Below are 21,494 nucleotides of genomic sequence, written 5' to 3'. Positions count from 1 at the left end.
CGATTTTCACCTTCACGCATATAAAGGAGTCCCGTCATGCGCGACAAGCTCGAAAAGATCATCAAGGCCTACGAGGAGCTCGAGAAAAAGCTTTCCGACCCGGCCGTCGCTTCCGATATCAAGGAGTTCACGCGTCTCAACAAGGAGTACGCGCACCAGTCCGACCTCATCGCTGCCTCGCGCGAGTACATCGGCGCGCTCGATGACATCGAGGCTGCCAAGGAAATGCTCCACGATACTACCGATGCCGATGAGAAGGAGATGCTCCAGATGGACATCTCCGAAAACGAGGCCAAGCTTCCCCAGCTCGAGGAAGACATTAAGTACATGCTCATCCCGAGCGACCCCAACGACGACAAGAACACCATCGTCGAGATTCGCTCCGCCGCTGGTGGCGACGAGGCGGCTATCTTTGCCGGCGATCTGTACAAGATGTATCAGCGCTTTTGCGAGTCGCGCGGCTGGAAGACCACCGTGCTCGACTCCAGCCCCAGCGAGGCCGGCGGCTTTAAGTCCATCGAGTTCAAGGTCGAGGGCGACCGCGTCTACTCCGTCATGAAGTTCGAGTCCGGCGTGCACCGCGTCCAGCGCGTTCCCAAGACCGAGTCCCAGGGCCGTATCCAGACCTCCACGGCGACCGTCGCCGTACTTCCCGAAGCCGAGGAGATCGACGTCCAGATCAACCAGTCCGACCTGCGCATCGACACCTACTGCGCCTCCGGTCCTGGCGGTCAGTGCGTTAACACCACTTATTCCGCCGTGCGCATCACCCACCTGCCCACCAACACCGTGGTGCAGTCGCAGGAACAGCGCTCCCAGATCCAGAACCGCGAAGTCTGCATGCAGATGCTGCGCGCCCGTCTGTACGAGATGGAGCTCGAGAAGCAGCAGGCAGAGCTCGGTGCCGAGCGCCAGAGCCAGATCGGCCACGGCAACCGTTCCGAGAAGATCCGTACCTACAACCAGCCCCAGGACCGCGTGACCGATCACCGCATCGGTTTCAACTCCACCTACAACGGCGTCCTCCTGGGCGACCAGCTCGGCACCGTCATCGAGGCGCTCGCCGCCGCCGAGCGTGCCGAGAAGCTGGCACAGGCTGTTTAAGTTACGGCGTTTTACCAAACGCCGTAACTGCTCGACGCTGCGCGCCGCCCAGAGCGACAATTTGTCATTCAAAAGGCAAGGCATGACCAGAAGGTCTATGCCTTGCCTTTTTCATGCCAACTTGTTCGCTCTGGACGTCGCTCGCTGACATTGCCAAAACATCGGCGTTTCCTTGGTTGTCAAATGATCCGTAGGGAGTCATTGGTGACATTGCCTTGATATTTTATTCAGTCGGCTGTGATGTCATTTGAGCTGCTTACCTGCTTAAGGTAATTGACGGCATAAGTCCGCTATCGAAAATATTGCTCAAAATATCGTTCAAGAAGTCGCGGAGGGATTTTTGATGGGTCGCGCGTCAAGTGATTTGGCAAGTTCTTGGTTAGATATTGGTCAGTTTTGGGTCAACCTTGCCAAAAACTTGACGGATGCAGATTTAGACGTCGACGAATGAACACTTCAGGTGGGCTCCAAGCAAAAATCTGGGCTGATTCTCGATAATCGCCTTCAATCGCCCCTTGCCAAGCGCTGGCCTCGCTTACAATCTGCTCCGACATTCGCGCGCCGTCCGGCGCTTAAGAGGGGAGGGCCCCATGGCAAACGAGATTTGGACCATCAAGCGTTGTCTCGAGTGGACCAAGGAGTACCTGGCCGAGCGCGGCGAGGAGCACCCCCGTCTTTCTGCCGAGTGGCTGCTGTGCGCCGCCACGGGCCTGGCGCGCATTGACCTATATATGCGTATGGACGAGACGCTTAACGCGGCCCAGCTCGAGACCATGCATGCGGCCGTTGTCCGCCGCGCTAAGGGCGAGCCGCTGCAATACATCACGGGCAGCACGCAGTTTCGCATGATCGACGTCGCGTGCGCCCCCGGTGTGCTCATTCCGCGCCCCGAGACCGAGATGCTCGTCGAGGAAGTCCTCAATTATCTGGATGCCGAGGTACTGAGCCCCGAGGCCGCTGCCCGTCAGCGTGTTGAGCTGCCTTGGAACGATGAGGTCGAGGAGGCACGCAAGGCCGAGGCCGCATTGGCCGACGAGCGAGCGACGGCCGAGCGCCGTGCCGCCAACCTCACAGCTGCCGACGAGGCGGCGCTAGGCGGCGATGTGCTGGGCAGTCGCGCTTATGCCGAGGAACTGGCCGATCGCGAGGCCGAGGAAGCCGCCGCGCAGGCGGCAGAAGCCGAAGCGGCAGAAGCAGAGGCCATGGAAACCCCCGAGCCCGAGCTCGACGAATACGGCATCGCCATTGAGGACAACGACCAACAGGCGACTCCCGCGCAAGATGCCGCCGAGGCCAACGTATCTGCCCCAGCCGAGCCCCGCACTGCCCGCGTTCTCGAGGTCGGCTGCGGCACGGGCTGCATTTCGCTCTCCCTTGCCTGGGAGCGCCGCGGCCACGTTACCTGCACTGCTACCGATATCGAGCCGCGCGCCATCGATCTGGCCACCAAAAACCGTGATGCGCTTGGCCTCACGTCCGACGAGGTCGCCTTCAGCCTCACAAACCTGGTGAGTTCCATTCCCCGCGAAGAGTGGGGCACCTTTGATGTGCTCGTCTCCAACCCACCTTACATCCCGACCGACGTCATGCGCTCGCTGCCGCATGAGGTCAAGGACTTTGAGCCCGATCTGGCGCTCGAGGGCGGTGCCGACGGTCTCGATATCTTCCGCCGCCTGCTCAACGCGGCGCCCTACATGCTGCGTGCCGGCGGCCTGTTTGCCTGCGAGCTCTACGAGGGCGCGCTCGACGCCGCGGCCGAGCTCTGTCGTCAAGCAGGCCTTTCGGACGTGCGTATCGTCCACGACCTCACCGATCGCCCCCGCATTGTCCGAGCCATCGTCACCGAGCCCAAGCAACGCCAGTAATATTTATTAACTGGTTAGCAAAAATTATAAAGTAGTTTATAATTAGGACGGCTGAAAGAGGTCGGCCCATGCAACCTCCTACCTTTCGGGAAATCATTGCCCTACTCAAGCACGATGGATTCGTGAAGGTCGCGCAAGTCGGTAGTCATGCTAAGTATGTTTCTGGTGACCGCGTTGTCACCGTGAACGGCTCTGGTGGTGATCGACCAAAGAAGGGCACGTGGGCAAGTATTCGTCGCCAAGCTGGATGGTAGTTGGAGGCAAAATGAGGCAGCGATTTACCTATGACTGCGTTCTCATAAAAGAAGACGATGGTTACTGCGCTAGCTTCCCGCAGATTCCCGGCGCCTTTGCCGATGGCGATACGCGCGAAGAAGCGATTGCCCATGCCACCGAGGCACTGATGGCGTTTTTGGCCGACGACCTCAACAACGGTTTGACTCCGGCAGGGTACGAACGCTCGGCCGAGGTCGTGGCCCTTTCAGTCGAAATCGACCACGAGGACGCTCGGGAAGCGGCGTGCCGAACATTTAAAGACGCAGCGCTGGACCTCAAAGTCTCCGCTCCGCGGATTACCGCGCTGGTCAAAGCCGGAAAGCTCGATGTTGAACTCGTCGACGGCCGTCGGATGATAACGATAGACAGCATCGAGCGTTACGCCGCCCAAGAACGTCACGCCGGCAGGCCAAAGAAGTTCGTCGCAGTCCAATAACCCCCTCACTTTCACCGACTACTAGAGCCGCTCACCAAACCAACATGCGCTCTGGGCAAATAGGTTGAACGTTTCGTGCGAGAATGCCCCACAGTAAACAAACTTGCACCAGAGCGTAAGGGGCTGGCATACACATGCAGACGGTCTATCGGGTATACGAGGGAACGCGCGAGCCGCATCGGCTTGCCGTCGAGCGCACGGCCGAGGTGCTCGGCCGCGGCGGCCTGGCTTTGATCCCGACCGAGACCGTCTACGGTGTCGCCGTGGCAGTCAACGCCTTCTCGGACGCCGTGCCCCAAGATACAAGCGAATTCCCATCGTGGCCGCGCGATCCGCAGGCTGCCGTCAATGGCGCCGCAGTTCCTGCGCTCGGCACCGGCTATCGCCGTATCTTCACTCTCAAGCAACGTGAACTCACGCAAACCGTCGCTTGGCTGGTCGATGGCGTCGAAGCACTCGACCGCTATGGCGTGGATATCCCGGAAGATGCCCGCATACTCGCGCGACGATGCTGGCCGGGAGCCCTGACTATCGTGGTCAAGGCAGCTCCCTGCGTGCCGACCTTTATGCGCGCTGCCGACGACACGGTGGCACTTCGCGCTTCGGCCTCGCCCGTGGTGCAGGCGCTCATTCGCGCCTGTGGCAGCCCCCTTGCCTGCACCAGCGCCAACACGCATGGCGCGCCCGCGCCGGCAAGTTTTATCACGGTGGAGGGTCGCATCCTGGAGGGGGTCGATGTTGCCGTCGACGCCGGTGAGACCCCGTGTCGCGACGCCTCGACCATCGTGTCGTTTCAGCACGGCGAGCTCCAGATCCTGCGCCAAGGCGCACTTCCCGCATCAGAGATCGAACGGGTCCTGTCCGACCCGATGCAATAGAAAGGTTTAAGCGATGTCGTTGAATCTGGGCAGCCTGGGCATGGAAGATGCCTCGTTTGACTTTGGCGGTTCCTACATCATGGCGCTCGACTGCGGCACCACCTCGGTACTTGCGACCATCGTCGACGAGTACGGCTGCATCGTCGCGCAGGCACGTCGCAGCGTCAAAACCAGCTTTCCGCGTCCCGGCTGGGTGGAGCAAGACCCCATGGCGGTCCTTGCTAGCCAGATCGCCGTCATGATGGAGGTTCAGTTTAAGAGCGGCATCCATTCTGACCGCATTGCCGCCATCGGTATCTCCAACCAGCGCGAGACCACGGTGGTGTGGGACCGCATAAGCGGCCAACCCATCTATAACGCCATCGTGTGGCAATGCCGTCGCACCGCACCTCTGATCGACGAGCTGGTCGAGCAGGGCGCAGAAGAGCTGGTGCGCTCCCGCACGGGGCTTACGCTCGACCCGTATTTCTCGGCCTCCAAGGTGCAGTGGATTCTCGATAACGTCGACGGCGCGCGCGAGAGCGCCGCGGCGGGCGACCTTATGTTCGGCACCATCGACACGTGGCTCATCTACAATCTCACCGGCGGTCAGGTCTTTGCTACCGACTACACCAATGCCAGCCGCACCGCGCTCTTTAATATCCATGCGCTCGATTGGGACGACGATCTGCTGGCGCTTTTCGACGTCCCGCGTTCCATGATGCCCGAGGTTCGTTGGAGCTCGGGCGATTACGGCCGCGTCGCGAGCGACATCATGACCAACATGCCACCCATTATGGGCGTGGCGGGCGACCAGCAGGCGTCGCTATTCGGCCACTGCTGCTTCCATCCCGGCCAGACCAAAAACACCTATGGCACGGGTTGCTTTATGCTCATGAACACCGGCGACGAGATCGTAGAATCCAAGAACGGTCTGGTCTCCACGATCGGTATCGCCGCTGACGGCAAGATCAGCTATGCGCTCGAGGGTTCTATCTTTGCCGCAGGCTCCACCATGAACTGGCTGCGCAACAACATGGGCATCATCTCGAGCGTGAGCGAGTCCGCGCAACTCGCCGCTTCGATCAACGACAACGAGGGCTGCTACTTCGTCCCCGCCTTCGCAGGCCTGGGCGCTCCCTGGTGGGACCCGCATGCTCGCGGTATCGTGTGCGGCCTGACCGGTGCCTCGAGTCGCGCGACCATTGTGCGTGCGGCCTGCGAGTCCATGGCCTATCAGAGTTATGACGTGCTGCGCGCCATGGAGCAGGACGTGGGACTTTCGATTGAGCGTCTGTCCGTCGATGGCGGTGCCTCGCGCAACGAGTTCATCATGCAATTCCAGGCCGATCTGCTGGATATCCCCGTGCTGCAGTGCGAGACGGTGGAGACCACGGCGATCGGCGCCGCGTACTTGGCGGGCCTTGCCGTCGGCTACTGGGAGGATTTGGAGGAGCTGGAGCAAAACGCTCAGATCGTCAAAATCTTCCATCCTCATATGTCCGCCGAGCGCCGTGAGAGCAACCTCGCTGGTTGGCGTGATGCCGTCAAGCGTTCGCTCAGCACCGTTCAGTAGGGTTGCGACGGGGCACTCGATACAACAAACCGTTAAACTTATGCACGGTGCGCGGCAACAACGTCGCCGTGCGCCTTGTCAGCAAGGCCATCTTCCGGCCGCAACGAAAGGGGCTTCAACCCATGACCGTCACCTACGATACGTCCCGTGTGACCCTTGTCGATCACCCACTCGTCCAGCACAAGCTGTCGATCTTGCGCGACAAGAGCACCGGCACCAATCAGTTCCGCCAGCTCGTGCGCGAGCTTGCGCTTTTTGACGGCTACGAGGCCATGCGCGACCTGCCCATGGAAGACGTCGAGGTCGAGACCCCCATCACTGCCGCCACGTTCAAACAGCTCGCCGGCAAGAAACTCGCCATCGTGCCTATCCTGCGTGCGGGCCTTGGCATGGTCGACGGTATCCTCGACCTGGTGCCCTCTGCTCGCGTGGGCCACATCGGCATGGAGCGCGACGAGGTCACCCACGAGCCGCATGAGTATTACTGCAAGATGCCCAAGGATATCGACCAGCGCATCTGCCTGGTCGTCGACCCCATGCTCGCCACGGGCGGCTCGGCCGAGATGGCTATCAGCTATCTGCGCGAGCGTGGCGTCAAGGACATCCGCATGCTGTGCATCGTCGCGGCCCCCGAGGGCCTCAAGTCGCTGACCGAAAAAGATCCCGATGTGCATATCTATACCTGCGCCATCGATGACCATCTCAACGAGGCCGCCTACATCGTTCCCGGCCTGGGCGACGCCGGCGACCGCATCTACGGTACGCTCTAGTCGTTGGGCCTTGTCGGCTACGGTTACAAATACGAAGAAATGGTGCGCGCGGGCGAGCAAAAGTCGTCCACGCGCACTTCTGTTAACGGACGTTTTGCGCTGAGGGGTTCGAAAAAACGTATTACCGTACCTGCGGCATAAAGAAGGCCTTAAGAAAACGTACAGGTGCGTATTAACCGTTTGTTTTACGGTTGTACTTTAGCGATTGGCTCGTACAATAGTCACCAATGTTTGGCTGGGACTGTGCTGTGAGGCGTTGAAAAGGAAAGCGAGGAAGCCAGTGTTTCAGATAGCCGATCTGCTCGCTATCGTTGCAGGCGCCATCGCGGGCGCAATTGCCTTCCTTCCCTTTGTTTTTACGCTCAAGCCGGTTCTTGACGATAAACAGAATGCGGACATGCTCAGGGGCATGGTGAGTCTCGCGGTCTCGGCGATCGCGTTGCTTGTCTTTACCTTGGTTGTGTTTGCGTTGTTCGGAGAGGCATTTCGTATGTTCCTCCTGGGCGAGGCGATCGGCTTCGTGGCCTTTATGGCCGCCTGCACGGTTCGCGTCGCCAAGGCGCTGCGAGATCCTCATGAGGTCGAAAGGTAAGTCGTGGAAATTTTTGAAAAGCTGCCTGATGAGATTAATCATCTGGTCAGCGAGTTCAGCTCCACCCCTGTCGTGGGCGATCTGAGCTGCGGCATCACGCAGTACTCGTTTTGGCTGATCGTCTCCACGATCGTGCTCCTGATCGTCCTGGCCGTGTTCAAGAAGAAGCAGACCCTGGTTCCCAAGGGCTTCTTCGTCAACGGTTTCGAGTACATCATCGAGTACGTCGAGAACGATATCGGCAAGGGTGTCGTGGGTGAGAACTGGAAGAAGCACTTCCCGTTCCTGTGCTCGCTTTTCCTGTTCATCCTGATCAATAACATGATCGGCCTGATCCCGGGAATGAAGCCCGGCACCGGCGCAATCGGCTCCACCGCCGCACTCGCCATTTTCGCCTTCGTGTACTTCATCTACTACGGATGCAAGGCTCACGGCGTGATCGGCTACATCAAGAGCCTCGCCCCGCAGGGCGTGAGCTTCCCGATGAACGTGCTCGTGTGGGTCGTCGAGCTTTTCTCGACCTTCCTGCGCCTCATCACGCTCGCCGTCCGTCTGTTCTGCAACATGTTCGCAGGACACGTGGTCATGGGCTCGTTCGCCATCATGGCGAGCATGTTCATGCAGCCGCTGCTTCAGCAGGTTTCCGCGGCCCACGCCGTTGGCGCCCTGCCTTCGCTAGCCTGGCTTGCCATCCTCATCCTGATCTATGCGATCGAGCTTGTGGTCGGCGCCATCCAGGCTTACGTCTTCACGGTCCTTACCGCCGTGTATGTCTCCGAGGCAGAGGAGGTCGCGGAGGAGGAGTAGTCTTCCGTTCGCGCCTTAAAGGTAAGGCAATTCGTTAAACCGCCGGTGCCCGTACCCATGGAGCCCGGCAGTTATAAAAAGGTTATCCTGCGTGAAATAAGACACGCACGACAAAGGAGGAATCGTGGGAGTTATCGGTTACGGTCTCGGTGTTATCGGCGCTGGTCTTGCTATCGGCCTGTCTGCTCTGGGTGCTACGGGTGCTATGGCCCGTCAGCCTGAGGTCCAGGGCCGCGTGTTCACCGTCTTCATCATGGGCTCCGCCTTCGGCGAGGCTCTGGCTCTGATCGGCTTCGTTGTCGCGCTGATCGTTAAATAGCACGGAGCGTCAAGTATGAATCTTTCATCCCAGAAGAGCGCGATCGCACTCTCCGCGTCCGCGGCCGCGCTGCTCATGCCGGTTTCCGCGTTCGCCGAGGACGGCGCTGCCGGTGCGGACATCCTCATCCCTAAGATGGCGGAGTTCATCCCGGCGCTTATCGCCTTCCTGATTATCTGGATCGTGCTGGCCAAGGTCGCCCTGCCGGGCATCATGAAAACCATGGAGGAGCGCGGCAAGAAGATCGAGGAGAGCCTCGACGAGGCCGAGAAGACCAAGCAGGAGGCTATCGCCAAGCGCGCTGAGTCCGACTCGATCGTCACCGACGCCCGTCGTCAGGCTGCCGACATCGTTCTCGAGGCCCGTAAGGACGCCGAGTCCGAGCGCGCCCGTATCATCGAGGCTGCTCACAAGGAGGCCGAGGAGATCATCGCCAAGGCCCATACGACCGTCGAGGACGAGCGCAAGTCCATTTACGCCGGTGCCGCGAGCTCCATCGCCGACCTGTCCGTTGCCGTCGCCACCAAGATCGTGGGCGAGGCACTCGAGGACGATGCCGAGCAGAAGAAGCTCATCGAGCGCTACATCCAGGAAGCAGGTAGCCTGAATGCCGACTAGCCGCTATCAGGACAAGGTGCTCGAGACCTACGCGCGCTCCCTTCTGGAAGCCGCTAAGGCCGAGAACCATGTGTTCGAGGACCTCGAGATGATCGAGCGCTTGGCTTCTGCCAGCCCCGAGATCGTCGCTGTGCTCGACACCATGTCCAAGCGCGACCAGCTCGACCTTCTTCCCAAGGTGGCAGCTGCCTTTAAGTATGTTGCCGAGGAAGACGAGGATGTAGTGGGCGTGACCGTCACCACGGCGATCCCGCTCGACGACGAGCTGCGTCAAACCATCACTAAGAAATGCGAGCAGGACTTCGGCCGCAAGGTATTCCTTATCGAGCAGGTTGACCCGTCTATCGTGGGCGGCCTGGTGCTCGAGGCCCGCGGCGAGCGTCGTGACATTTCCGTCAAGACGCAGCTGCGCGTCGCGCAGGAGACCCTCGCAAACTCTGCTAATTCGTACGGAGGTGAAGCCTAATGTCCGAAACCCTCAATGCCCAGGATATCGCCAAGAAACTGCAGGAGCAGCTCACGAGCCTCTCCGCGACGGTCGATACGCATGAGGTTTCAACGGTCGACGAGGTAGGCGACGGCATCGCGCGCGTCTCCGGCCTTAAGAGTGCCATGGCAGGCGAGCTTCTGGAGTTCAAGAGCTCCGATACCGGTGAGACCGTCTTCGGCCTTGCCCAGAACCTTGACCGTGACGAGGTCGGCGCCGTTCTGTTCGGTGCCGTCGACTCCATCAAGGAAGGCGACGAGTGCCGCACCACTGGCCGCATTATGGATATCCCCGTGAGCCGTGCCATGCTCGGCCGCGTCGTCAATCCGCTCGGCCAGCCCATCGACGGCCTGGGCGACATCGTCGCCACGCACCGTCGCCCCATCGAGTTCAAGGCTCCCGGCGTCATCGATCGTACCCCGGTGTGCGAGCCGGTTCAGACCGGTCTGCTCGCTATCGACTCCATGGTGCCTATTGGCCGCGGTCAGCGTGAGCTCATTATCGGCGACCGTAAGACCGGTAAGACCGCCATCGCCATCGACGCTATCCTCAACCAGCGCGGCAAGGGCATGGTCTGCATCTATGTCGCCATCGGCCAGAAGGCCTCCACGGTTGCCAACATCCGCGAGACCCTCGCTCAGCACGGTGCGCTCGACTACACCATCATCGTTTCGGCCACCGCTGCCGATTCCGCCCCTATGCAGTACATCGCGCCTATGGCCGGTGCCGCTATCGGCGAGTTCTTCATGTACAACGGCGAGGACGGCAAGCCTGCCAGCGAGACCAACCCCGGCGGCCACGTGCTCGTCATCTACGACGACCTGTCCAAGCAGGCTGTGGCTTACCGTCAGATGTCGCTGACGCTGCATCGTCCGCCCGGACGCGAGGCCTATCCTGGCGACATCTTCTACCTGCACTCTCGTCTGCTCGAGCGTGCCGTCAAGATGTCCAAGAAGAACGGTTATGGCTCCATGACGGCTCTTCCGATCATCGAGACCCAGGACGGCGACGTCTCGGCCTACATTCCGACCAACGTCATTTCCATTACCGATGGTCAGATCTACCTGCAGTCCGAGCTCTTCTTCCAGGGCCAGCGCCCGGCAGTCGACGTGGGCATTTCCGTGTCCCGCGTCGGTGGCGACGCACAGACCAAGGCCATGAAGCAGGTCGCCGGCAACCTCCGTCTGGACCTTGCTTCGTACCAGGAGCTCGCCGGCTTCACGCAGTTCGGCTCCGACCTCGACGAGGCCACGCAAAAGCAGCTTACCCACGGCGCTCGCATGACCGAGCTCCTGAAGCAGCCGCGTTACAAGCCGTTTGAGGTTGGCGAGCAGATCGTTACGCTGTTCGCTGGCAACGAGGGCTTCCTGGATGACCTGGAGATCGCCGACGTGCTGCCCTTCCGTGCCGAGCTCATCGAGTACATGGACAATGGCTTTGGTTCGCTGCTCGACAAGGTTCGCGCCAAGAAGATCGATGATGACACCAAGGCTGAGCTCTTGCGCGTCATCGGCGACTTCAAGCAGCAGTTCATGGCCAAGCACCATTCGGATGTTTCTGGATCAGAGGAGAACTAAGCCCCATGGCCAACCTTCGCGACATTAAGAAGCGAATCTCCTCGGTTACCACGACCAAGCAGATCACGCGCACGATGGAGATGGTCTCTACGGCCAAGATCCGTCGTGCCCTCGATCGCTCCAAGCAGGCCGAGCCCTATAAGGAGGCGCTGACCGACGTCATGTTGACGGTCGCCGGCGACGCTTCCTGTTCGGGCACCGATCCCATGCTGCAGAAGCATGAGAGCGTCAAGCATGGCCTGATTGTCGTTATTGCCTCGGACCGCGGCCTTGCCGGCGGTTTCAATACGACGGTGGAGCGCACGGCCGAAAAGCTCGCCGCTTCTTGGGCGAACGACGGCATCGAGTGCGAGATCATCGCGTGTGGGCGCAAACCGGCCACGTATTTCCGTGACCGCGCAAACGTCGTCATGCACTTTGAGGGCAACTCCTCTGAGCCCGATTTCAATCAGGCCCGCATGATCTCCTCTCATATCTGCGATGCGTATCGTGCCGGTGAGCTTGACCGTGTCGAGCTTGTCTACCACCACGCCAAGAACCGCGTGGATCAGGAGCTTCGCGTCGAGCATCTGTTGCCGCTCGACCCCGAGATGATCGCTATGGCCCACGGTCCGCGTAAGAACGAGACCGACGCCCCTAAGCGCATCTCGTCCACGTTCGAGTTCGTGCCCTCTCCCGAGCATGTTCTCGGCAAGCTTGTGCCGTCTTATATCCTGACGGTCATCTACCAGGCCCTGATCGATTCGGCGGCTGCCGAGCAGGGTGCACGCCGCAAGGCCATGCACTCCGCGACGGAAAACGCCACCGCGATCATCTCGACCCTTACCCGCACGTATAGTCGCGTGCGCCAGGCTTCGATCACGACCGAGATTAACGAGATCGTCGGCGGAGCCTCAGCATTGGAGGAACAGTAATGGCTAATAACACCGTAAAGCTTGCGGTCGAGGAAGCCACCAAGAAGACGACTGCCGGTGATGGTCGCATCGTGCGAATCATCGGCCCTGTCGTCGACGTCAAGTTTGACGGCGCGGTGCCCCCGATCTACAACGCGCTCACGGTCGAGGCCGAGACCCCGATCGGTCATCTGAGCACGATCCTCGAGGTCGAGAGCCAGCTTCCGGGCGGCGTCGTCCGCACGGTCGCCATGTCCTCGACCGACGGCCTGCAGCGCGGCCTCATTGCCACCGATACCGGTGAGCCCATGAAGATGCCCGTTGGCCCCAAGACGCTCGGCCGCATTTGGAACGTTATGGGCAAGCCCGTCGACGGCAAGCCCATGCCCGAGGTGGAGGAGTTCTACCCCATCCACCATGCAGCGCCCCGTTTCGACGAGCTCACCACCAAGACCGAGATCTTCGAGACCGGCATCAAGGCCGTCGACCTGCTCGAGCCCTACATCCGTGGCGGAAAGACGGGTCTGTTCGGCGGCGCCGGCGTCGGCAAGACCGTTCTGATTCAGGAGCTCATCAACAACCTCGCCCAGGAGCACGGCGGCACCTCGGTGTTCACCGGCGTCGGCGAGCGTACCCGCGAGGGCACCGACCTGTTCCTCGAGATGAGCGAGTCTGGCGTTATCGACAAGACCTGCTTGGTCTATGGTCAGATGAACGAGCCGCCCGGAGCGCGTCTGCGCATCGGTCTGGCCGGCCTTACCACCGCTGAGTACTTCCGCGATCGCGGCCAGGACGTTCTGCTGTTCATCGACAACATCTTCCGCTTCTCCCAGGCAGGTTCCGAGGTTTCCGCACTGCTGGGCCGTATGCCGTCCGCCGTTGGTTACCAGCCCACGCTGGCAACCGAGATGGGCGACCTCCAGGAGCGCATTACCTCGACCAAGACGGGCTCCATTACCTCCGTCCAGGCTGTCTACGTCCCCGCAGACGACCTGACCGACCCGGCGCCTGCCACGACGTTTACGCACCTCGACGCCACCACGGTTCTTTCGCGTAGCATTTCGTCGCTCGGCCTGTTCCCGGCTATCGACCCGCTCGCGTCTTCCTCCGACGCTCTCGATCCCTCGATCGTCGGCGAGGAGCACTACCGTGTCGCCGTCAAGGTCCAGGAGCTCCTGCAGGAGTACTCCGACCTTCAGGACATCATCGCCATTCTGGGTATGGACGAGCTGTCCGAGGAGCAGCGCCTTACGGTCAACCGTGCCCGTAAGATTCAGCAGTTCCTCTCGCAGTCCTTCCACGTCGCCGAGAAGTTCACCGGCAACCCCGGTGTCTACGTCCGCGTCGAGGATACCGTCCGCTCTTTCGCCGAGATTGTCGACGGCAAGGCCGATGACCTGCCCGAGCAGGCTTTCCGCTATGCTTCCACGATTGAGGACGTGCGCGAGCGCGCCCGCAAGATGGGGGAGAAGTAGGTTATGCGTATCCGCATCGTGTGCCCCGTGAGCTGCGCCTATGAGGGCGACGCTGCGTTTGTGTCGATTCCGTCCACGGATGGCGAGTTTGGCGTTCTGCCTGCTCACTCCAGCGAGATCTGCACGATCGACCGCGGTTACGTTCGCGTTTCCGATAAGGCCATGGGCACTGTCGACCACACGTTTGCCGTGGCCGGCGGCTATGCCCAGGTTGCGGACGATGTCGTGACCGTTCTCGCCGAGCGCGCTTGCGATCTGGCGACCGTCGATGCCGACAAGCTTAAAGCTGATATTCAAGGTTTTGAAGAGAAGCTGGGTAATTTGTCGGAGGATGATGCACGCCGCGCCTACCTCTATAATGAAATCGCATGGTGTAAGCTCAAGCTTGCCCAATAGTCAAACGATTTAGCGTTCGACCATTTGCGAACACATCATGCCCGGGATGGCTCAGCCATCCCGGGCATGCTTTTTGAAAGGGTAGACCTTGGATATTATCCGCGTTGAGGGTGGCCACGCCATCGGAGGCTCCGTGCCCATTTCGGGCGCCAAGAACTCCGCACTCAAACTCATGGCGGCAACGCTTCTGGCGCCGGGCAAGACGACGCTGCAGAACGTGCCCAATATTTCCGATGTCCACGTGATGGGCAAGGTGCTCAAGGGCATGGGCGCTACGATCGATGTTCTCGACGAGCACACACTCGAGATTGATACCTCTCAGGTCGATTCTTGGGAGGCCCCCTACGAGCTCGTCGCTAAGATGCGTGCTTCCACCGCCGTCATGGGACCCCTGCTGGGCCGCTTCCATCGCGCCAAGATCGCCATGCCGGGCGGCTGCAACCTGGGTGCTCGCAAGATCGATATGCACATTCTGGGTCTCGAGGCCCTGGGCGTTGAGTTTGATACCGCCCACGGTTACATCAACGCTAATGCGCCCCAAGGTCTGCGCGGTACCACCGTCACGCTCGAGTTCGCCAGTGTCGGTGCGACCGAGAACCTCATTATGGCATCCGTGCGCGCGAAGGGTACCACGGTTATCGACAATGCCGCCCGCGAGCCCGAGATCGTCGATCTCGCCAACATGCTCAACGAGATGGGCGCCAAGATTGTTGGCGCCGGCACGCCCGTCGTGACTATCGAAGGCGTGGAAGAGCTCCATCCCGTTACCCATCGCGTGGTGGGTGACCGCATCGAGGCCGGTACCTTTATCGTTGCCGGTGCGTTGATGGCCGACGATCGCGGTGTCGATGTCACGGGCTTTTGCCCCATTCACTTGGGCATGGTGCTCAAGAAGATGGAGCTCATGGGTATCGACTGCGAGCGCGTCGAGGATGGCGTCCATGTAAACCGTGCCGAGCGTATCAAGCCGGTCGACATCCAGACGCTTCCGTTCCCCGGCTTCCCGACGGACATGCAGGCGCAGATTATGGTGCTCTCCGCCCTTGCCGACGGCAGTTCCGTTATTACCGAGAACATCTTCGAGAATCGCTTTATGTTTGCCTCTGAGCTGGTGCGCATGGGCGCCGACATTCGTATCGAGAGCCATCATGCCATGATTCATGGCGTCAAGGGCTTCTCGGGTGCACAGGTTACCTCGCCCGATCTGCGTGGAGGAGCGGCCCTCGTCGTAGCGGGCTTGATCGCCGACGGGACGACCGAGGTTTCAGCCATCCATCACATCAAGCGCGGCTACGAGCAGTTTGTCGAAAAGCTGCAGGCGCTCGGCGCGCATGTCGAGCATGCTACCGTCCCCGATCCCGTCATCTACTAATACAGGTTGCCTATGTTTAATAAAAAGCCCCTCGCGGATACCACCACCCGAAGACCCTCAACTGGTGCGCAGGCCAAGATCTACAGTCGCGATAACGTGGCTCGCTATTCCGAGCGCGCTCGTCAACGTCGTCGTAGCCACACGATTCGTCACGTCGCGCTCATTGTCGTGCTTGGCGTGCTGCTGAGTGCCACTACCGCTGCCGGCTTGTGGTTTGCCACCATTATGGGCAAGCTCGGCGATTCTAATGTCATTACCGACAATCTACGTCGGGTTCTGGTTGACACCGATGAGGCAAAGGATCCGTTCTACGTGCTGCTTCTTGGCACCGACGGCCGTCCGGGCGAGGATACGTATCGTGCCGACTCGATTATCCTGGCACGCATCGACCCCACGCAAAAGCAGGCGACGCTCATTTCCGTTCCGCGCGACACCAAGGTCGAGTACAAGGGCGAGACCATGAAGATCAACGCCTGCCATACCGTTGGCGGCGCCGAGGCCATGGTCGAGGCGGTCAACGAGCTATGCGGTGTTCAGATTTCCCACTATGCCGAGGTCAGCTTCGACGGTATGCAGGCGCTGATTGATTCGGTTGGCGGTATCGACATTAACGCAACCGATGATGTTGACGACCCCGAGCACCTGGATATTAAGATTACCGCTGGCCAGCAGCATATGGACGGTGCCACCGCCCTTACCTATGCCCGCTGCCGCTACACCTATGCCGACGGCGATTACACGCGCATGCGCCACCAGCGTCAGGTGCTTGGCGCCCTTGCCAACCAGATTCTCAATAACTTCGATGCCACGAAGATTTTTGGCCTGGTTAATTCGCTGTCCGATATGCTCGTAACCGATATGAGCGTTCAGGATATCGTGGCTACGGTCAACGCCATGCGCGGTATGGATGTCGACGGTATCTACTCGGCCAACCTGCCCTCGTACGCCGACGACAGCACCATGATCGACGGTGTGAGCTACGTCTTTGTCTACGAGGACGAGCTCAAGGAAATGATGGAGCGCGTCGATGCCGGCAAGGATCCCAAGGGTCCCAACACCATGGGTCTTTCCGACGGTTCCAGCTCTACGATTGGCGACCTGAACAACAACACGTCTGACGACTACGCAAACGGTACCGCAACCTCATCGGTCAGCTCTGACGATTCCGATGACTCAAGCGATTCGAGCGATTCGGACTACTACGAAGAGCCCACCGGCGACGGCAACGGCTACGAGGCCAACTACTAGGGTTACGCGGGCTTACCAGCCCGCGTAACCAGTTGACGCTGCAAACCCGCCAGAGCGGCAATCTGCCTTTCAACTGCGGCGGCATGACCAGAAGGTCAATGCCGCCTCGTTTCAAGGCACCTTGCTCGCTCTGGCGGGTTTTCGCTGTCGTTGCCAAAACATCGGCGTCGCCGTTGTCGGCACTTGTAGTCATTGGGGACGTTCTTAAACGACTGGTCAAAGGGGACACTCTTGATGCACTTGACACTTGGGGACGTTCCTTTTGTGCCGGCAGTTTGGGACACTCCTTGCGTTAAGAGGCTGGCGTGCGTCAACCTGTTCTCATTGCAGCAAAAAATCGCCCCGTTCTCGGTTGAGGACGGGGCGATTCGTCTTTTGGACTTGTGCAGTCAGGCTTATGCAAAGCGGGCGACGAGCTCCTGGAGCACGTCGGTCATCTTGACGAGCGAACTGACCGGGACGAACTCGTTGACGCCGTGGTAGCAATAGCCGCCGGTGGAAAGGTTGGGGCAGGGCAGACCGCGGAACGACAGCTGTGCACCGTCGGTGCCGCCGCGAATCGGCAGCACTTGGGGTTCAACGCCGCAGGCAAGGTAGGCTTCCTTGGCAACATCAATAAGCTCGGGATAGTCACGAACGATTTCGGCCATATTTCGATACTGCTGCTTAATCTCGACCGTCACGCGCTCCTCACCCAGACGCTGGTTGAGCATCGAGGCGGCGGCATCAATAAGGTCGAGTTTCTGCTGGAATTTGGCGGCGTCATGGTCGCGGACGATATAACGCGCTGTGGCGTGATCGACGGTCGCAGATACGCCCTCAAGGTGATAAAAGCCCTCGTAGCCTTCCGTATACTCCGGGCGCTGCACGTAGGGGAGCAACGCGTTGAAGTCGCAGAACAGATTGCCTGCGTTGATCATACGGCCCTTAGCGTCGCCCGGGTGGATGGACTGGCCCTCAAAGCAGACGGTCGCCTCGGCGGCGTTAAAACACTCCCACTCCAGCTCGCCGATGGGGCCGCCGTCGACCGTGTAGGCGTACTTGCAGCCAAAGGTATCGATATCCAACAGCTCGGCTCCGTGACCGATCTCCTCGTCAGGGCAGAAGCAAATGCCGAGTGCGGGATGGGGCAGAGAGGGGTCCTGAGCGATACGCGCGACAAGCGACATGATCTCGGCGACGCCTGCCTTGTCGTCCGCGCCCAGCAGCGTGGTGCCATCGCTGCAGACCAGGTCCTCACCCGCGAGGTCGTTCAGGGCGGGAAGCTTGGCGGTACTCATGGCAACGGGCTTACCGTCAACCGTGCCGCAGACCAGGTCGCCGCCTTCGTAGTGTACGATGTGCGGCTTCACGCCGGCGCCCGGTGCAACTTCGGTGGTGTCGAGATGGGCGATCAGGCCAAGGGCGGGCTTGTCCTCAGCGCCCGCACTTGCGGGGATATGCGCGCAGACATAGGCATGCTCGGTCACGTGGGCATCTTCCGCACCAAGCTCGCGCAGCTCTTCAGCCAGCACGTTGGCAAGGTCAAACTGAACGACGCTCGAGGGTACCTGGTCGCAGTTTGCATCCTCGGACTGCGTGTTGATCTGGACGTAGCGCAAAAAGCGCTCGAGGACATCGGGGTTCGTGGTGGTGTTTTCCATAAAGACCGCTCCAATCTTGGTCGTCGTGTGCAACAAGAACTCTAGCACGGTATGCCACGGCATACCGCGACGCTTGGATGGGGTAGAATCAGCCATTGAATGCAGAAGGGACGGAAGATCATGGATACGACAAATAGCTCGCGCGAACTACATCTGACGGTGGCGAACGAAGACTACTTGGAGTGCATGGTTCGCATTGAAAGCGAAGAGGGGGAAACCAACGGCGTGCGATCGGTCGACATCGCGCAGCGCCTTGGCGTCTCCAAGGCATCGGTCAATAAAGCGGTTTCGGCGCTCAAGGCATCCGAGCTTGTCGAGCAATCGCACTACGGCAAGGTAGTCCTGACCGATCGCGGCCGCGAGGTTGGCACGGCTATCTGGTACCGTCATCGCCTCGTCCGCACGTTTTTGGTTCAGGAGCTCGGTGTCGAATTTGAGCGAGCCGATTCCGAGGCCTGCATGATGGAGCATGCGCTATCCGAGGACACGATGAACCGCTGGCTCGCCTATCTCGAAAAGCAGGGAATCAGCGTCGAGGAATAGCGGGATATATATGGATACGAGTTATTACAATCGCTTTGGTGCCGAGGAACTTACGCGCCGCTTGTCGAGCGAGACCTTGTTGGCGCAGGGCCCCATGGGCAGTGTTCTGTTGAGTGAGTACGACGCCGCCGATATTCCACCGGCGTTTTGGAATCTGGCAGAGCCGCAGACCGTTTCTCGTATCCATCGCTTGTATGTCGCCGCCGGCGCGCAGGTACTCATTACCAATACCTTTCAGGCATCAAGCTATGCCCTCAAGCACGACCAGATTGCGCCGTCCGTGGCGGAGGTCAATCGCGGGGCCGTCGACGATGCCCGCCAGGCGCACCCTCAGCTGCTGCTGGGCTCGATGGGTCCGATCGGTATTGAGTGGTTTGCCGAGGACTCGGCCGAGTTTCGTGAGATCCGAGGCATTGCGCGCGAACAGGCGCACGCCTTGCTCAATGCTGGTGTTGACGGTCTGCTGATCGAGACGGTGACGTCTATCCGTAATTTGCAGCCCATGCTTGCCGGCGCCCGAGATGCCGCCGACGGCATGCCTGTTCTGGTGAGTTTTGTCGTTGACGATAAGGGCGACCTGTTGGGCGATGGCCTCAACATCGAGGCAGCCGTTTTGTACGCCGAAAAACACGGCGCAAACTCGGTTGGTGTTAATTGCTGTTCGCTTGCGGCCGCGAACGCGGCGGTGCCCAGGATGGTTGCATCGGCGACTACTCCCGTCACGGTGCGTCCCAACGTGGGCGATCCGGTCCAGACTCAGGATGGCCCCGTATGGCACGAGAACCCCGAAGCTTTCGCGCGCGCATGCATCGAATGGAGACATGCCGGTGCCGCAATGGTGGGCAGTTGCTGTGGAACCACGGCAATCACTACGGCAGCGATGGCCGAGGCGCTCGATATATAAAGGGCAAAACCGCTCCATACGGGGCGGTTTTTTTATTGCCTGCATGTCCTCGGCAGCATTTGCCCAAATGGTGAATGCTGGTGCCGGCAGGTTGCCGAGCGTGTATCGCGGGTATACCTCATGCGTACCATGATCCAAACACTGTGAGGTGTCTGCGCGTGTGCGCGATAATTCATTTTGGAACTGACGGTTGGCGCGCTCGCGTCGATGAGGACTTCACTGCCGATAACGTTGCCCGTATCGCCGATGCCGTCGGCGAGTTGTGGCAAAAGACCAATCCGGGCAAAACGGTATATATAGGGTTCGACACTCGGCCCCTGGCGCGCGAGTTCGCTGAGCTTGCGGCGGGTGTGCTAGCAGCGCACGGGCTAGACGCCGTGCTCGCTTCGCGACCTGTTCCGACCCCTGCCCTTACGTGGGCGGCGGCTTATGACGGTGAGGCGTGCGGCGCGCTCATGGTGACGGGGTCCCATCATCCGCAGGGTTATCTGTGTCTCAAGATTCGCATGGGTGACGGCTCGACCGCCAACCAGGATGTCATCGAAGAGCTCGAAGAGACCATGGCTCCCGAGCCAATGGGGATCGAGGGGCAATATCGCACCGCGGATATCATTCCTGACTATATGCAAGCGGTGGCATCGTTTGTCGATGCCGAAGCCATCCGCGCCGCGCACCTGCGCGTGGTTGTTGACCCCATGGGCGGCGCAGCCCAGGGCTATCTAGCCGACTTGCTGCGCGAGCTTGGCGTTGAGGTGCACGAGATTCACGCCGGGCAGGCGCCTGACCAAGAAGATATCTGCCCCGACCCCGTTGAGCCGTGGGTGGACGCTTGCGAGCATACGGTTATCGAGGACGGAGCTTGCGCTGGCCTGGTGACCGACGGCGACGCCGACCGTATCGGCGCGGTTGACGAGCGCGGCAGATATATACATCCGCATCAGATCATGGCGCTCGTTTTGGGCGACTTGGTTCAATTTCGTAATTTGGAGGGACGCGTCGTCGTCAATCTTTCGTGCTCGACGCTCGTGCGTCGCATTGCCGAGGCGCTTGGCTGCCGCGTGACCGTCAAACCAGTCGGTTTCAAATATATAGCGGCAGAGATGAAGAAGGGTGGCGTCCTCATAGGCGGCGAGGAAGCCGGTGGTATCGGCATCGCCGCGCATATGCCCGAGCGCGATGGAATCCTCGCCTGTCTGATTCTGTGTGAGCTTATGGCAAAGACGGACGCGCCTTTGGGCGTTCTGGTCGACCAACTCGAGGACAGTTTTGGTAAGACGAGTTACGGTCGACGCGATTTGCGCCTTGAGGCCGAAGATGCCGAAACGTTACGAACCCTGCTGCCGGGCGTAAACCCCAAGTCGATTTGTGGCAAGGTGCCGCAAAACGTTAGTCATATGGATGGCTTGCGTTTAGCATTCGAGGATGACACGTGGCTGCTGGTCCGTCCTAGCGGGACCGAACCAGTGGTGCGCGTCTACGCCGAGGGGTTCTCGGTGGAAGAACGTGATGAGTTGCTCGATGCTGGCTGTGCTTTAGCTAGGGGAACGTATCCGCTTTAACCATGAGACTGCCTTATATAAAGAGATGCTCGGTGAGCGGTAGTTAACGGCTGGCAAACGTTAGTCGGATCCCAAATTGTGTAGGAAATGTGTACACCCAGATTCCCGCCCCCGGCGCCCCTCGGGTCTGGCAATATATCTCCTTGCCGCGCGGCCCGGTCGGACCGGATCAGCCGC

The 21,494-nt window shown here is 60.1% G+C and carries 22 protein-coding genes; 21 read left to right on the top strand and 1 reads right to left on the bottom strand.

The window, feature by feature from the left end:
• The first annotated feature begins 36 nt into the window (after positions 1-36).
• The 18 genes from prfA (at position 37) to DW195_RS06345 (ending at position 16,668) form a co-directional block, all read left to right on the top strand.
• Positions 37-1,104, top strand: coding sequence for a peptide chain release factor 1 (prfA, locus tag DW195_RS06430; RefSeq protein WP_055252487.1), 1,068 nt, complete (start codon positions 37-39; stop codon positions 1,102-1,104).
• 590 nt (positions 1,105-1,694) lie between these two features.
• Positions 1,695-2,969, top strand: coding sequence for a HemK/PrmC family methyltransferase (locus DW195_RS06425; protein WP_117635551.1), 1,275 nt, complete (start codon positions 1,695-1,697; stop codon positions 2,967-2,969).
• A 68-nt stretch (positions 2,970-3,037) separates the two neighbouring features.
• Positions 3,038-3,223 carry a type II toxin-antitoxin system HicA family toxin gene (locus DW195_RS10760; RefSeq protein ID WP_089573106.1) on the top strand — a complete coding sequence of 62 codons (186 nt, stop codon included), beginning with the start codon at positions 3,038-3,040 and terminating at the stop codon, positions 3,221-3,223.
• A complete protein-coding gene (locus tag DW195_RS06415) occupies positions 3,190-3,681 on the top strand; it encodes a type II toxin-antitoxin system HicB family antitoxin (protein WP_128620077.1) in 492 nt (163 codons plus the stop codon). The genes DW195_RS10760 and DW195_RS06415 overlap by 34 nt, the downstream gene beginning before the upstream one ends.
• A 134-nt stretch (positions 3,682-3,815) precedes the next feature.
• Positions 3,816-4,559, top strand: coding sequence for an L-threonylcarbamoyladenylate synthase (locus tag DW195_RS06410; RefSeq protein ID WP_089573104.1), 744 nt, complete (start codon positions 3,816-3,818; stop codon positions 4,557-4,559).
• 13 nt (positions 4,560-4,572) lie between these two features.
• Positions 4,573-6,114 (top strand): glycerol kinase GlpK, encoded by a 1,542-nt coding sequence (glpK, locus tag DW195_RS06405; RefSeq protein ID WP_118206206.1) that lies wholly within the window; start codon positions 4,573-4,575, stop codon positions 6,112-6,114.
• A gap of 122 nt (positions 6,115-6,236) precedes the next feature.
• On the top strand, positions 6,237-6,884 hold the full coding sequence (gene upp / locus DW195_RS06400; protein WP_117758462.1) for a uracil phosphoribosyltransferase: 648 nt from the start codon (positions 6,237-6,239) through the stop codon (positions 6,882-6,884).
• A 280-nt stretch (positions 6,885-7,164) separates the two neighbouring features.
• The gene (locus tag DW195_RS06395; protein WP_117758463.1) at positions 7,165-7,476 is read left to right on the top strand and encodes a hypothetical protein; all 312 of its coding nucleotides are present in this window, start codon (positions 7,165-7,167) and stop codon (positions 7,474-7,476) included.
• A gap of 3 nt (positions 7,477-7,479) precedes the next feature.
• The gene (gene atpB / locus DW195_RS06390; RefSeq protein ID WP_022094263.1) at positions 7,480-8,283 is read left to right on the top strand and encodes a F0F1 ATP synthase subunit A; all 804 of its coding nucleotides are present in this window, start codon (positions 7,480-7,482) and stop codon (positions 8,281-8,283) included.
• Positions 8,284-8,407: 124 nt separating this feature from the next.
• Positions 8,408-8,602 carry an ATP synthase subunit C gene (locus DW195_RS06385; protein WP_022094262.1) on the top strand — a complete coding sequence of 65 codons (195 nt, stop codon included), beginning with the start codon at positions 8,408-8,410 and terminating at the stop codon, positions 8,600-8,602.
• 15 nt (positions 8,603-8,617) lie between these two features.
• Complete coding sequence (gene atpF / locus DW195_RS06380; RefSeq protein WP_006235712.1) at positions 8,618-9,220, top strand: F0F1 ATP synthase subunit B; 603 nt, start codon at positions 8,618-8,620, stop codon at positions 9,218-9,220.
• Positions 9,210-9,686: a FoF1 ATP synthase subunit delta gene (locus DW195_RS06375; RefSeq protein WP_118206205.1), complete on the top strand. Its 477-nt coding sequence runs from the start codon at positions 9,210-9,212 to the stop codon at positions 9,684-9,686. The genes atpF and DW195_RS06375 overlap by 11 nt, the downstream gene beginning before the upstream one ends.
• Entirely contained in the window at positions 9,686-11,284 is a 1,599-nt protein-coding gene (atpA, locus tag DW195_RS06370) for a F0F1 ATP synthase subunit alpha (protein WP_035138794.1), read from the top strand. Before DW195_RS06375 ends, atpA begins: the two co-directional genes overlap by 1 nt.
• 5 nt (positions 11,285-11,289) lie before the next feature.
• Positions 11,290-12,198, top strand: a complete 909-nt coding sequence (gene atpG / locus DW195_RS06365) for an ATP synthase F1 subunit gamma (protein WP_006235716.1) — start codon at positions 11,290-11,292, stop codon at positions 12,196-12,198.
• Positions 12,198-13,652, top strand: a complete 1,455-nt coding sequence (atpD, locus tag DW195_RS06360; RefSeq protein WP_006235717.1) for a F0F1 ATP synthase subunit beta — start codon at positions 12,198-12,200, stop codon at positions 13,650-13,652. The genes atpG and atpD overlap by 1 nt, the downstream gene beginning before the upstream one ends.
• 3 nt (positions 13,653-13,655) lie before the next feature.
• A complete protein-coding gene (gene atpC, locus DW195_RS06355) occupies positions 13,656-14,048 on the top strand; it encodes an ATP synthase F1 subunit epsilon (protein WP_006235718.1) in 393 nt (130 codons plus the stop codon).
• A gap of 88 nt (positions 14,049-14,136) precedes the next feature.
• On the top strand, positions 14,137-15,420 hold the full coding sequence (gene murA, locus DW195_RS06350; RefSeq protein ID WP_118206204.1) for a UDP-N-acetylglucosamine 1-carboxyvinyltransferase: 1,284 nt from the start codon (positions 14,137-14,139) through the stop codon (positions 15,418-15,420).
• Between the two features lie 12 nt (positions 15,421-15,432).
• A complete protein-coding gene (locus DW195_RS06345) occupies positions 15,433-16,668 on the top strand; it encodes an LCP family protein (protein ID WP_089573100.1) in 1,236 nt (411 codons plus the stop codon).
• 395 nt (positions 16,669-17,063) lie between these two features.
• Here the strand turns inward: DW195_RS06345 and pepT are convergent, their stop codons facing one another.
• The gene (gene pepT / locus DW195_RS06340; protein WP_118206203.1) at positions 17,064-18,311 is read right to left on the bottom strand and encodes a peptidase T; all 1,248 of its coding nucleotides are present in this window, start codon (positions 18,309-18,311) and stop codon (positions 17,064-17,066) included.
• A 120-nt stretch (positions 18,312-18,431) separates the two neighbouring features.
• Here pepT and DW195_RS06335 point away from each other — a divergent pair, with 120 nt between their 5' ends.
• The 3 genes from DW195_RS06335 (at position 18,432) to DW195_RS06325 (ending at position 21,317) form a co-directional block, all read left to right on the top strand.
• Positions 18,432-18,854 (top strand): metal-dependent transcriptional regulator, encoded by a 423-nt coding sequence (locus DW195_RS06335; RefSeq protein WP_089573098.1) that lies wholly within the window; start codon positions 18,432-18,434, stop codon positions 18,852-18,854.
• Positions 18,855-18,864: 10 nt separating this feature from the next.
• Positions 18,865-19,758 (top strand): homocysteine S-methyltransferase family protein, encoded by an 894-nt coding sequence (locus DW195_RS06330; protein ID WP_055252635.1) that lies wholly within the window; start codon positions 18,865-18,867, stop codon positions 19,756-19,758.
• Between the two features lie 158 nt (positions 19,759-19,916).
• Entirely contained in the window at positions 19,917-21,317 is a 1,401-nt protein-coding gene (locus tag DW195_RS06325; protein ID WP_117630036.1) for a phosphoglucomutase/phosphomannomutase family protein, read from the top strand.
• Positions 21,318-21,494 lie beyond the last annotated feature (177 nt).

It is taken from the genome of Collinsella sp. AM17-1 (assembly GCF_003470665.1).
Classification (GTDB): domain Bacteria; phylum Actinomycetota; class Coriobacteriia; order Coriobacteriales; family Coriobacteriaceae; genus Collinsella.
The sequence above is the reverse complement of the archived record's forward strand: the minus strand, read 5'-3'. Positions and strand labels throughout refer to the sequence as shown.